The organism is Rathayibacter sp. VKM Ac-2929, from assembly GCF_022815495.1.
GTDB classification, from domain to species: domain Bacteria; phylum Actinomycetota; class Actinomycetes; order Actinomycetales; family Microbacteriaceae; genus Rathayibacter; species Rathayibacter festucae.
Genome location: NZ_JALGRV010000006.1, coordinates 1 through 12,361 on the forward strand (window position 1 = coordinate 1; position 12,361 = coordinate 12,361).

Below are 12,361 nucleotides of genomic sequence, written 5' to 3' on the forward strand. Positions count from 1 at the left end.
GTCCGCACCATGAAGCTCCTCGGCGCCCACTCCCTCGAGGAGCTCACCCCGGCCCACGTCACCCAGCTCGAGCGCCTGCAGCCCCGCCCCCGCGCCTGACCCGGGAAGCATGCTGGTCGAGTAGCCACGGAACGCGGCGTATCGAGATCCGCCGTCGCCAGCAGAGCGGGTCTGCGGACCTGTCTTCTGACGGTGGTGGATCTCGATACGGCCGCAGTGCGGCCTACTCGATCAGCATGCAAGGACTGACACCTTCGGCGCTGCATGCCCTCTCTTGCTGGTCGAGTAGCCGCCGCAGGCGGCGTATCGAGACCCACGCGGTCAGCACGGAGGATCTCGATACGCCCGCTCCGCGGCCTACTCGATCAGCAGAAGGGGCCGACCCGCACTCAGCCTCTTGCCAGGTACACCCGCAGCCCGCTACGGTCGACGAACGCCACCACGAAAGGAGCCGACCATGACGAACGCGCCGCACTTCACCACCGCCGGCTTCTTCGGCGCCCTCTCCGACTGACCGGTCGAGCCTCCCGCTCGTCATCGCTCAGACGGTGACGGCGCAGAAGAAGCTCCCGGTCCCGCGGCACCGCCGCACGGACCGTCGTCCCGTCCCCGACCCGATCCCGGGTCCTGCGCGCCGCCCCTCCGGCGGCCGCTCCGCGCGCTCCGAGCGCGCTCCTCGCCGCGCCCACCAGGCGCTCTCCGGCGCGCCCGCGCGCCAGCCGCCCGGCACCGACCGGGCCCCGCACGAAGGACACCATCGTGAACACCGCAGCGACACTCGTCGCCCGCCTCCCCCGACCCCGACTCGCCCGCCTCCTCGACCGCCTCGCGCTCCGCGCGGGCATCGCCCTCGTGGCGTGGAGCACCCGGGAGCGCCGCCTCCCGCCCACCCACGCGGAGGTCGCCGCCCTCCGCCACGAGCGCGCCGCCCTCGAGGACCGCGAGCGCCGCACCGCACTCCTGCGCACCCCGCGCTGACCCCGCCACAACGCTGAAGTCGCGGTGGTCGAACGCGACCACCGCGACTTCAGCGTCATGAGCCGGGTGGCCTAGAGCTGCTGGTCGAACACCTTCGCCTTCCGAAGCGCGTCGTCGAAGCCGAAGCCCAGCACGCCCTCGTACTCCCAGACCTCCAGCCGATCGCCGGGATCCACACCATCGATGAAGAAGGTCGTCTCCGCGTCCTCGGTCGACTTCGAGACACCGGCGACGCCGCGGGCATCGTTCTCCCGGATCTCGGCGACGGGCTTCCCGCCGACCACGACCACGAAGCGCCGATCCGACTCGACGATCGCGTCCGGCAGGGTGACCAGAGCACGACCGTCCGAGATCGACGCCTTCACGAACGTCGGCTCCACCGGGGCGGGCGCGGGAGGCGCAGGCGGCGTGGCCGTCAGAACCTGGTCGAGCAGCTTCTCCTTGCGGTGGGCCGGATCGCGCGAGTCGTACCACGTGCCCTCGTACTCCCAGACCTCCAGGTGCTGACCGGGCGACACCGTGCTGAACTCGAACAGCTTGGCGTCACCCTCGCGCCACACCTTCACGGGCCCGTACGCCGCGTCGCCCTGGATCTCACCGAGGTCCCTTCCGCCGGTGGAGACCACCAGCCGCTTGTTCGTCCGGAGGACCTCATCGGGCACGGACAGCACGGCGTTCCCGTTCACCAGGGACACCGCCATGCCCGGCTTCTCGCCCACCTGCTGGTCGAACAGCTTCGCGATCCGCTTGACGTCCTCCACCCCGAAGTCGAACCCGGCTCCCTCGTACTCCGAGACCTCCACCCGGCTGCCGGGCTTCACACCGAGGAGCTGGATCCTCGTCCGGTCGCCGTCGATCCGCTTGCTGCCGAGGAACGCGGTCCGCCCGTCCTGGCCGCCGCCGATGAACGTCTTCCCGCCGTAGCTCTGACCGACCTCCACCCCGTCGGCCCGGAACACGAGCCTCCTCTCCGCCGCGATGACGGCGGTGGGCACGCTCACCACCGCGAAGCCGTCCACGAACGACGCCGTCAGTCCCGACTCGACCGGAGCGTCCGACGCTCGGAAGTCGGCCAGCTTCTTGATCCAGTGGGCGTCGTCGACGTCATCGCCCAGCGATCCCTCGAGCTGGAAGACCTCCAGCCGCTCACCCGCCTGCGCGGCACCGAACTCGATCTTCATCCGGCCGTCCAACGCGTAGTACGACGTCCCGCCGAGGACGACGCCGTTCTGGATCTGACCGAGGACCCTCTCCCCGGCGCGGACCATGAGCCACGTGTCCGACGAGGAGATCTCGCCGGGGAGGCTCACGATCACGTGACCGTTCACGAGGGACGCCGTCACAGCCGAGCTCGGCGCAGGAGCGGGCACGGCCGGCGCGGCCGCGGACCGGGAGGCCCCGACCCCGGCCGGGTCGGCCGGTGCCGCCGTCGCGGGCGTCGCCGACAGCAGCCCGACCAGTGCGGTCGCGGCGACGCAGGCCGCCAGGGTGCGCGTGCTTCTCATGGAATTCCTCTCTCACTGCGACCGGCGACGACGAAGCGGCGCCTTCTGGAGCGGCCCCGGCCGGTCACGAGGAGCCATTGTGTTCGAGGCGCACCGCACCCCTTCTCCCCCTGTCGCGCAGTGCGGGATGCCTGTCCCGACCCGCGAGCGCCGCGCCGCGCTCCGCTCCAGCGCGGCCCGCGCCGATCCCGCCCCCATCACCACGCAGAAGTTGCGGTAGTCGCACTCGACTACCGCAACTTCTGCGTACAGAACCACTTCTCGAGAGAGAGCAGCGCCGGCTACAGCGTCCCCTCGAACAGGACACGCTCCGGAGCGTCTTCATCGACACCGGACCCGTTGCCACCCTCCAGAGTGACCTTCACCTGGTCACCCGGATGCGCATCAGCCGCGAAGTACAGCCGGTGCCCCGAGTAGTAGGCGCCCGAGAGACCGGTGAGCTCGTCGTTCCAGACCGATCCGATCTTCACGCCGTTCACCGAGATCAACACCCGCGCCGTACTGGTAGCGACGTCCTCCGCCAAGGAGAAGACCGCTCGGCGGTCCTCGTACGACACCGTCACCACCGGAGCATCCTTCGCAGTACCGGGCCCCGCGACAGGACCGGGAGTCGGTGCCGCGGTCGAGACCGGAGCCGGCTGCCCGCCCGTCGGAGCCGCATCGCCGAGCTGCGCCGTGTACAGCCTCGTCCGGCGGAGGGTGTCATCGAACCCGTCGTCCAGCGACCCCGCGTACTCCGTGACCGCCATGCGATCGCCCGGCTTCACCCCGGGGATGTAGAGGACCGTCCGACCATCGACGACATCGGGGACCACCCTCACCACACCGCGAGTCCGCTTGCTCTGGATCTGAGCGACGGGCTTCCCCTCGACGATCACCACGAACCGCTTGTCCGTGCGGTAGAGGTCATCGGACACCGACACCAGCACCCCCTCGTCCGAGAGCGTCGCGATCACGAACGGCTGCTGCGCGATCGGCACCGCTCCGGGAGCGGCCTCGGTCGACGCGGGAGCGGCATCGCTGAGCTGCCCCGCGAAGAGCCTCGTCCGGCGGAGCGTGTCGTCGAACCCGTCGTCCAGCGACCCCACGTACTCCGTGACCGCCATGCGATCGCCGGGCTTCACCCCGGGGATGTGCAGGACCGTCCGACCATCGACGACATCAGGGACCACCCTCGTCACACCGCGCGTCTGCTTGCTCTGGATCTGAGCGACGGGCTTCCCCTCGACGATCACCACGATCCGCTTCTCCGACCGGTACAGGTCGTCGGACAGCGACACCAGCACCCCCTCGTCCGAGAGCGTCGCGATCACCGGCGTCGGCTGCGCGGACGGCGCCGCTCCCGGAGCGGGCTCGGCCGTCGGCGTGGGCGCGATGGTCGTCGGAGTCGGGGCCGGCTGACGCGGAACGGCCGTCGGCGTGGGCGCGATGGTCGTCGGAGTCGGGGTCGGCTCGGCCTGCGCCGGCGTCGCCGCCAGCAGGCCGAACAGGGTGGTCGCGGCGAGACAGGCCGCGGCAGCGCGCGTGTTCCTCATGGGTATCCCTTCGATGAAGGCGACCAGAGACGAAGGAGCGGAGCGCTTCGGGACGCCCGCGGCTGGTCGCGACGAGACATTCTCATCCGGCGGGACTCGCGGTCGCTCGGCCGTGGCGCGAGACACCTGTGCGGTCGACCGCGCCTGCTGCGGGCGTCAGGAGCGACCGGGATGCACGCCTCATCCGGCAGTCGCTCACAGTCGCCGCACATATCGCTGAGTATCGTTCGGAGCGACACGGTCGTTCGGAACGGCACACTCGGAAGACACTCGGAGGTCATCATGAAATACCAGTCCTCGACCGGCGCGTTCGGCGCCGGCAACCCCATCGACGGCATCTGGCAGGCGATGGAGCAGGCCCGCGCCGGCTTCGAGAAGCGGACAGGCAGCCGGGTCGGCCGCGGCGACGTCCGCGCCGCCGTCCTCGCGCTCCTCGCCGAGCAGCCGATGCACGGCTACCAGATCATCCACGAGATCGAGGAGCGCAGCGGCGGCAGCTGGAAGCCGAGCCCCGGCTCCGTCTACCCGACCCTCCAGCTGCTCGCCGACGAGGGCCTGATCGCCGCTGACGAGTCGAACGGCCGCAAGACCTACAGCCTCACCGACTCCGGCCGCGCGCAGGTCGCCGCGTCCGGCACCGATGCCCCGTGGTCCGAGTCCGACCAGGTCGACTTCGGCGCGCTGCCGAAGGCCGGCGTCGCACTCGCTCAGGCCGCCGCGCAGGTCGGCCGCTCGGGCACCCCGGCGCAGATCCGGCAGGCCGTCACCGAACTCGAGGACGTGCGCCGGCGCCTGTACGCGATCCTCGCGCAGGACTGACCCGGGTGGCGCCGGTCCGCCCGGGTCCCACGGACCCGGGCCGCCGAGCCCGCAGCGACCAGCGTCGCTACCGCCGCATCCTGCGGTTCGCCTCCTGGCACCTCGCGGTGACCTGGTTCTTCGATCTGCTGCTGCCCCGCATCGGGCTGACGGCGATCGCGTTGCGCACCCGCCCGCAGCGGATGCGGCGCTTCGCGCGCAGCTTCCACGTCCTGGCCGTCGATCTCGGCGGTCTGATGATCAAGGTGGGCCAGTTCATGTCGTCGCGCCTGGACGTCCTCCCGCCCGAGATCACCCGGGAGCTGGAGGGCCTCCAGGACGAGGTGCCGCCAGTCCCCTTCCCGCGGATCCGGGCCCTCGCCGAGGCCGAGCTGGGCATGACGCTCGCGCGCGCCTACGCAGACGTCGACGAGACACCGGTGGCCGCGGCCTCGCTCGGGCAGGCGCACCGCGCGCGGCTGTCGCCGGTGGACGCCGCCGACTCCGGGCACGAGAACGCCATCGTCAAGGTCCAGCGCCCCGGCATCGACGAGATCGTCGAGGTCGACCTCGCGGCGCTCCGGCGCATCGGCGGCTGGCTGACCCACGTGCGCCTCGTCTCCGATCGCGTCGACGCGCCCGCGCTCGTCGAGGAGTTCGCGGTCACCAGCCTCGAGGAGATCGACTACCTGCGCGAGGCGGCCAACTCGGTGCGCTTCGCCGCGGACTTCGCCGGCGACCCCCGCGTCGGCGTCCCGGATGTGATCTGGGAGCGCTCGACCCGCAAGGTGCTGACGCTGCAGGACGTCACCGCGATCAAGATCACCGACGCGGAGGGCCTGGCCGCCGCCGGGATCGACCCGCGCGACGTCGCCCCGGTGTTCGCCGCGGTCATGTTCGATCAGCTCTTCACCAACGGCTGGTTCCACGCCGACCCGCACCCGGGCAACGTCTTCGTCACACCCACCCCCGGCGGCGAGCTGCCCTGGCGGCTCACCTTCATCGACTTCGGGATGATGGGCGAGGTGCCGCCGACGACGCGGGCCGGGCTGCGCGCGATGCTGATCGCCGCCGCCTCGCGCGACGGCAAGGGGCTCGTCGACGCCGCGCGCAACGTCGGCGTGCTGCTCCCCTCCGCCGACTCCCGCGAGCTCGAGCGCGCGATGACCCAGCTCTTCGCGCGCTTCGGCGGAATGGGCTTCGCGGAGCTGCGCGAGGTCGATCCGCGCGAGTTCCGCGACTTCGCGATCCATTTCGGCGACGTGGTCCGCTCGCTGCCCTTCCAGCTGCCCGAGAACTTCCTGCTCATCATCCGGGCCATGTCGCTGACCTCCGGCGTCTGCAGCGCGCTCGACCCGGCGTTCAACCTCTGGGACTCCGTCGAGCCCTACGCGCAGCAGCTGATCCGGGAGGAGCGCGGCAACGTCGCGCAGGACGTGGGCCGGCAGGCGCTCGACACGCTCGGGCTGCTCGTCCGGCTGCCGCGACGCCTGGACGAGCTGGCGACCACCCTCGAGGACGGGACCCTCGCGGTCACCGTGCCGACGGTCGAACGCCGGCTGAACCGGCTCGAGGGGACGGTCCGGCGGGTCGTCTCGGCGGTGCTCTTCGCCGGGCTGCTCATCGCGGGCGCGGTCGTCCGGGCGGACGACACCGTGTTCGGCACGGTCCTGATGGCGGTGTCGGCACTGCCGCTGCTGCACGCTCTGTTCTCGCGCTCCCGCTTGCTCTGACCCGGTCGGCGACCGACCGATTCCCGCCAGGTCATCGGTCTCCGCCGATCAGTGGAGAGTCGGGTGATCGAGGTCCACGGTGGAACCACGGTCACCCACCACCGGGCGCCCGATCAGGTCCGAGGAAGGGAGCCGTCATGATCTTCGCGTTGATCGCCTATCTCATCTCGATCTTCGACTAGTCCCGCCGCATCGGCCGCGGCCACCCGCACACTCAGGGGTGACCGCGACCACGACGGGGCACGTGGATCTCACCACCGTGGATCCCGCCACCGCGGACCGGAGCACCACGGACTGGAGCACCACGGGCCGAGTCCCGGGATCGTCGACCGTCAGCGCTCCGACCCGGGCGTGCTCAGCCGCTCCTCCAGCAGGCTGTACTGGCCGAAGCGGGAGCCGATCGGCTCGCCCGGACGGCCTCCGATCACCGCGACCCGCACCTCGTCGCCGGGCTTCGCGGGCCCCATCCTCATGAAGACCCGATCGCCCGCGGACCAGCGGTGCGCGTAATAGGCGGTGCCGCAGTAGGTCTCGCCGATGTACTTGTCGTTCACCAGGACGACGATCCGGGTGCGCGTCCGGAAGAGCCCGGCCGACACGTCGATCACGACGTCGGTACCGTCCAGGTGGGCCTTGACGGTGGTATCCGCCTTGTAGACGGAGTGGTTCGTGGTGCAGAGGGTCGAGTCCGTCGCCGTCCCGCCCGTGTCGTCCGCTGCTGTCGCCGGGGGCGCGGACGCGAGGCCGAGGAGTACTGCGGCGATCACGCCGATGGTCGTGGTGCGGATGAGCTTCATCGTGTTCCTTTCGCTCGGCCTCTCGGCCGACCGAGGAGGACGGCGGTCTCCCCTCGGCCGTGACGAGGGAGGGTCGTCCGATCCTCGTGGAGTGAGCGGTGAAGGACGTCATCGCTGTCGCGGACTGAGGCGGATGGCACGGAGCCTGCCGTCGGCGGCCTCTCGACAAGGAGCGATTCCGCCGCCCAGGACGACGAGCGCCATCGGGTTGAACCCGCGGCCGAGCATCGGTGAAAGTGGGCGCCGGTCCCCGTGACCGATCCGTCCGTCCGACACCGCGACAGGAGACAGCCGTGTTGCTCAACGCCCTCGTCGCCATCGCCATCGCCTTCTTCGGCTCGCTCTAGCGAGTCGACGGCGGGGACGAGCCGCTCCCGCGCGAGCGGGCCGCTCCTCGCCACCGAGAGGCAGACCCCCGCCGTCCCGGCGACCCGTCCCGCCCGACCCGATGAGAGGAGCCGACGTGGCCTTCTTCCTGCTGATGTTCAGCTGGCTGTTCCCCAGCTGACGTGGCGCTCCCCTGACCGCAGGGTTCAGGGACGACGACCACGACACGACGGGCAGGGGGAGGCGGTTCTCCATTCCCGCCTCCTCCTGCCTCCTTCCGGCCCTCGACTGCGCTTCGGCTCGTCGGGCGCGGACTCACGCGAGGACGATCACCTTGCCGGTGATGCGGCCCCCGGCCGACTCGGCGTGGATCGCCGGCAGCTCGGCCAGCGGTACCCGGCGGGTGACCTCCACGGTCAGCTCCCCCGCATCGACGAGGGCGACGAGCTGCGCGAGGCGCTCGCGGTCCGGGAGCACGAACACCGTCGCCGCTCGGACGCCGCGGCTGTCGTCGCCGGGCGTGGTCAGGAACGCCGTCGTGCTGACGACGGCCCCGCCGTCGCGCACCGCGGCGACCGAGGCGGCGAACCGCTCCCGCTCGAGCGGAGCCAGGTTGAGCAGCACGTCCACCTGCTCGCCGAGAGCCGCGAGGACGTCGGTCGCCGTGTGATCGATGATCTCGTCGGCGCCCGCCGACCGGACGGCGTCGATGCTGCGCGGACTCGCCGTCGCGATCACGTGCACGCCGGCGCGCTTCGCGAGCTGCACGGCGTACTTCCCGACCACTCCGCCCGCGCCGATGATGAGGACCCGCTGACCGGCGACGAGCCGGCCGTCGTCGAACAGCGCCTGCCAGGCGGTGAGCGCCACCGAGGGCAGCGCAGCCGCGTCGGCGAGCGGGAGGCTCGTCGGAGCGGCGACCACGGCCTCGGCCGGCGCCAGCACGAACTCGGCGGCGCCGCCGTCGCGCTCCATCGGCAGGAACGCGAGGACCGCATCGCCGACCGCGACTCCCTCGACCCCGTCGCCGACCGCGTCGACGGTGCCCGACACGTCGTACCCGGGGACGTGCGGGAGCTCGACCGGGATCGGCAGGAAGCCGGCCCGCATGCCGGCGTCGGCCGCGTTGAAGGCCGACGCCGCCACGCGGAGCCGCACCTGCCCGGTGCCGGGAGTCGGGACCGGGATCTCCTCCTGGACGAGGACCTCGGGTCCGCCCACCTCGTGGAATCGCACTGCCTGCATGATCGTCTCCCTCACCTCATTGCTTCAAATTCGAAGCACTGGGGAGACGGTAACACTGCTTCCAATTCGAAGCAATAGTAGGATCGAGAACATGACGGACGCCCTCACCCCGACCCAGCTCTCGGCCTACCTGGCCTTCACCGAGGTCGGCAGCCTGCTGCGGCCGGCGGTCGAGCAGCAGCTGCGCGAGGCGGGCGATCTGAGCTACCTCCAGTTCCAGCTGCTGGCGCGCTTGGGCGACGCTCCGGACGGCCGGCAGCGGATGACCGACCTCGCCGACGGCGTCGTGCACAGCCGCAGCGGCCTCACCTACCAGGCGCAGCTGCTCGAGCAGCGGGGGCTCGTCACCCGCTCGCCGTCGCCGGACGACGAGCGCAGCACCGTCGTCGCGCTGACCGCCGCGGGGCGGGAGGTCCTCCGGGCCGTGTTCCCCGGGCATATCGAGACCGTGCACGGGCTGCTGTTCGCCCCCCTCACCGACGCCGACGCCGGCGAGCTCGCGCGCATCCTCGGGCGGGTCGGCGAGCACCTGCGGGCGGCGCCGCCGAGGTCGGCGCGACGACGACGGACGAAGCCCGCCGACGGCTCCGCACCGACCGGAGCCCGAGAGGCCTAGAGCAGGCCGGTGAGCACGCCGCCGTCCGCACGCAGGGCTGCGCCGTTGGTGGCGGAGGCGCGCGGGCTGGCCAGGTAGGTCACGAGCGAGGCGATCTCGTCCGGCTCGAGGAAGCGCTCGACGAGCGAGGTCGTGTTGCCGCCGATGATCGCGGCCCGGAGGGCGTCCACCGGCACGCCCTGGGCGGCGGCGACGCCCTCGACGCTGCTCGCGACGCCGTCGGACCAGGTCGGGCCGCCGAGGACCGAGTTGACCGTGACTCCGGTGCCGCGGGTCAGCTTGGCCAGGCCGTTGCCGAAGGCGAGCATCCCCGCCTTGGTCACTCCGTAGTGCGTCATGTCGCCCGGCACGTTCACGCCGGACTCGCTGCTGACGAAGACGATGCGGCCCCAGCCCGCCTCGAGCATCGGGTCGAGGACGTGCCGGGACAGGCGGACGCCGCTCATCACGTTGACCGTGAAGTAGCGCAGCCACTGCTCGTCGGTGATCGCCGCGAAGGGCGCGACCTCGAAGAGCCCGACGTTGTTGACCAGGACGTCCACCCGGCCGAGGCGCTTCAGAAGGCGGTCCACGGACTCCGCATCGGCGAAGTCGGCGGCGAGGCCGGAGACGACGGCGCCGGGGACCTGCGCGTCGAGACCCTCGACCGCCGCTCGGACACCGGCGTCGGTGCGGCCGTTCACGACGACCTCGACGCCCTCCCGCAGCAGCGCGAGAGCGATGGCGCGGCCGATGCCCTGCGTCGAACCGCTCACGAACGCGCGCTTCCCTGTCAGTTCCAGATCCATCCCGGTCGTCTCCCTCGTCTGCCGCAGGCGATTGCTTGCCTGGGAAACTGTAGCCGGTTCACTTTCCTGGTCAAGTGAGTCGGCGGTACGCTGATGAGGTGACCGGCCCTGATCCCGCCCCGCTGAGCGGCGACGACCTCGCCGCCTGGAGCGCGCTCGCGACCGTGCTCGAGTGGCTCCCGGCGACGCTCGACGCGCAGCTGCTGCGCGACTCCGGCCTGAGTCACTTCGAGTACGGCGTCCTCTACGCCCTCGCGACCGCGCCGGAGCGGACCCTGCGGATGAGCGCACTGGCGGGCTTCGCGAACAGCTCGCTGTCGCGGCTGTCGCGCGCGGTCTCGCGGCTGGAGGCGCGCGGCTGGGTGGAGCGGCGACCCGATCCCGGGGACGGGCGCACGACCCTCGCGACACTGACCGCTACCGGTGCCGCCCAGCAGGAGCAGGCGGCGCCCGGCCACGAGACCCTGGTCCGCGCCGTCGTCCTCGATCCGCTCAGTGCACGGCAGCGCCGGGAGCTGCAGGCGATCGCGGCGACCATCGCGGGGGCCATCCGCCCGGACGGCTCCTGGACGGCGCCGCCGGAGGACCGCGCCGCGCGGTGACCCGGCGCGGCGCGGCCCTCCTCAGGCGCTACCGGACCACGCGAAGGTGTAGCCGGGGAGGCGGAAGTAGCTCGACCGCTCCCAGTAGACGTGAGGATCCCCTGCGGGCATCTCACCGGGTTAGCTCCTCTCGGCGACGATAGCGCCGGACGCGGCGTGCACCTGGATGTCGACGTCCCGCGCATCACCCGGAATCACGGCCCTCCAGGACGGGCCTCCGGGCTGCACGAGAGGAGAGACCTCTTCGACGAACTCGCCCGAGCCCGCCTGGTAGCGGATCTCGAGGGAGGCGGCGAGCGGTGCGCCGTCGTTGTTCGAGAAGGTGAGGTCCCGCGCGGGCGCGGGAGTCTCGGATCCCTCGACGATTCGGTAGGAGACCGTCCTGTCCTCGGTCTGGACGAGCTCGTAGCCGGGCACGGAGAGGGGCTGCGCCGTCCGCGCTCCGGGGGAGGAGATCTCCTGTGCGATCGAGGCAGCGGCGGCGACGGCCGTCGCGTCGGCGTTCCCGGACGCGAGAGACGCCGCGGCGGCGACGGCCGCGGCGTCAGCGTTCCCGACCGGCGCCGCCATCGCCGGCGACACCGCCGTCACACCCACGAGCACCGCCGCAGCCGCACCGATCGTCATCGTCTTCCAGAGTTCCATCGTGATCCCTTCCGTCGCCGCGAGCAGTGGCGGAAGGGCCCGGGTCACCGGGTCACCGCTCGCGGACCGTGAAGAGGTCATTGTTCTCGTCCAGGCGCGAAAGCCGGGGCTTCCCGTCAGAGAACGATCGCGCTGGCACGGGACGTGCAGAACGGCGTCGATCAGGGACGTCGGACGAGGCCCGGCCGGGGCCGCTCCGAGCGCCGGATCAGCTCACGACGATGCGGATGAAGACGGTCGCCTCGCCGTCGGAGGCGTTCGCGTAGGCGTAGTGCCGGGCGGTCGAGAAGGCGATGTGCTGGCCGAGGGCGAGCCGGACGTCCGGCTCGCCCTCGCGCTCGAGCAGGAGCGCGCCCGCGGTGACGAGGAGGATCTCGTGCCAGCCGTCGGGGTCGGGTTGCGCCCGGTAGCGGTCGCCGGGGCCGAGGGTCCAGGTCCAGAGCTGCGCCTCGGCGCGGGCCGGGACGGACGCGAGCAGGACGGCGACGCTCGCCGCGTCGTCGCCGCGCCAGGCCACCTCGTCGATCGCGGCGGGAACGGAGCCGGGAGCGGAGACGAGGGCGGTGAAGCTGGAGCCGAGCGCGCTTGCGAGGCGGTCGACGCCGGTGAGGCTGATGTTCGCCTCGCCCGCCTCGACGTTGACGATCGTGCGCCGGCTGATGCCGGAGAGCTCGGCGAGCGCCGCCTGACTCAGCCCGGCCTCCAGCCGCGCCCGGCGGAGGTTGCTGCCGACGTGAGCGAGGACGGCGGAGGGCTCTGGCGTGCGCATCGTTCTGCACTCTATAGTGTGCA

12 protein-coding genes are annotated in these 12,361 nt (G+C 71.7%); 5 read left to right on the forward strand and 7 right to left on the reverse strand.

Annotated elements, in window-relative coordinates; genetic code table 11:
• Positions 1 to 759 precede the first annotated feature (759 nt).
• Positions 760 to 978 carry a hypothetical protein gene (locus MT355_RS18305; protein ID WP_243600615.1) on the forward strand — a complete coding sequence of 73 codons (219 nt, stop codon included), beginning with the start codon at positions 760 to 762 and terminating at the stop codon, positions 976 to 978.
• A 71-nt stretch (positions 979 to 1,049) separates the two neighbouring features.
• Here the strand turns inward: MT355_RS18305 and MT355_RS18310 are convergent, their stop codons facing one another.
• Entirely contained in the window at positions 1,050 to 2,483 is a 1,434-nt protein-coding gene (locus MT355_RS18310) for a hypothetical protein (protein WP_243600616.1), read from the reverse strand.
• Between the two features lie 281 nt (positions 2,484 to 2,764).
• Positions 2,765 to 4,018: a hypothetical protein gene (locus MT355_RS18315; RefSeq protein WP_243600617.1), complete on the reverse strand. Its 1,254-nt coding sequence runs from the start codon at positions 4,016 to 4,018 to the stop codon at positions 2,765 to 2,767.
• Positions 4,019 to 4,300: 282 nt separating this feature from the next.
• On the opposite strand from MT355_RS18315, the gene MT355_RS18320 reads away from it, so the two are divergent.
• Both MT355_RS18320 and MT355_RS18325 read left to right on the forward strand, forming a co-directional pair.
• Positions 4,301 to 4,837 (forward strand): PadR family transcriptional regulator, encoded by a 537-nt coding sequence (locus MT355_RS18320; protein WP_243600618.1) that lies wholly within the window; start codon positions 4,301 to 4,303, stop codon positions 4,835 to 4,837.
• Positions 4,838 to 4,842: 5 nt separating this feature from the next.
• Entirely contained in the window at positions 4,843 to 6,549 is a 1,707-nt protein-coding gene (locus MT355_RS18325) for an AarF/ABC1/UbiB kinase family protein (protein ID WP_243600619.1), read from the forward strand.
• A 332-nt stretch (positions 6,550 to 6,881) separates the two neighbouring features.
• On the opposite strand, the gene MT355_RS18330 is transcribed toward MT355_RS18325, so the two are convergent.
• Complete coding sequence (locus MT355_RS18330; protein WP_243600620.1) at positions 6,882 to 7,346, reverse strand: hypothetical protein; 465 nt, start codon at positions 7,344 to 7,346, stop codon at positions 6,882 to 6,884.
• A 642-nt stretch (positions 7,347 to 7,988) separates the two neighbouring features.
• Complete coding sequence (locus MT355_RS18335; RefSeq protein ID WP_243600621.1) at positions 7,989 to 8,918, reverse strand: NADP-dependent oxidoreductase; 930 nt, start codon at positions 8,916 to 8,918, stop codon at positions 7,989 to 7,991.
• A 91-nt stretch (positions 8,919 to 9,009) separates the two neighbouring features.
• Here MT355_RS18335 and MT355_RS18340 point away from each other — a divergent pair, with 91 nt between their 5' ends.
• A complete protein-coding gene (locus MT355_RS18340) occupies positions 9,010 to 9,534 on the forward strand; it encodes a MarR family winged helix-turn-helix transcriptional regulator (RefSeq protein WP_243600622.1) in 525 nt (174 codons plus the stop codon).
• On the opposite strand, the gene MT355_RS18345 is transcribed toward MT355_RS18340, so the two are convergent.
• Positions 9,531 to 10,322, reverse strand: coding sequence for an SDR family NAD(P)-dependent oxidoreductase (locus MT355_RS18345; RefSeq protein WP_243600623.1), 792 nt, complete (start codon positions 10,320 to 10,322; stop codon positions 9,531 to 9,533). The two genes, MT355_RS18340 and MT355_RS18345, sit on opposite strands and share 4 nt — an antisense overlap.
• A 98-nt stretch (positions 10,323 to 10,420) precedes the next feature.
• On the opposite strand from MT355_RS18345, the gene MT355_RS18350 reads away from it, so the two are divergent.
• Positions 10,421 to 10,924 (forward strand): MarR family winged helix-turn-helix transcriptional regulator, encoded by a 504-nt coding sequence (locus tag MT355_RS18350; RefSeq protein ID WP_243600624.1) that lies wholly within the window; start codon positions 10,421 to 10,423, stop codon positions 10,922 to 10,924.
• Positions 10,925 to 11,044: 120 nt separating this feature from the next.
• Here MT355_RS18350 and MT355_RS18355 read toward each other — a convergent pair whose 3' ends face one another.
• Entirely contained in the window at positions 11,045 to 11,569 is a 525-nt protein-coding gene (locus MT355_RS18355; RefSeq protein ID WP_243600625.1) for a hypothetical protein, read from the reverse strand.
• Between the two features lie 208 nt (positions 11,570 to 11,777).
• Positions 11,778 to 12,338 (reverse strand): XRE family transcriptional regulator, encoded by a 561-nt coding sequence (locus MT355_RS18360; protein ID WP_243600626.1) that lies wholly within the window; start codon positions 12,336 to 12,338, stop codon positions 11,778 to 11,780.
• Positions 12,339 to 12,361 lie beyond the last annotated feature (23 nt).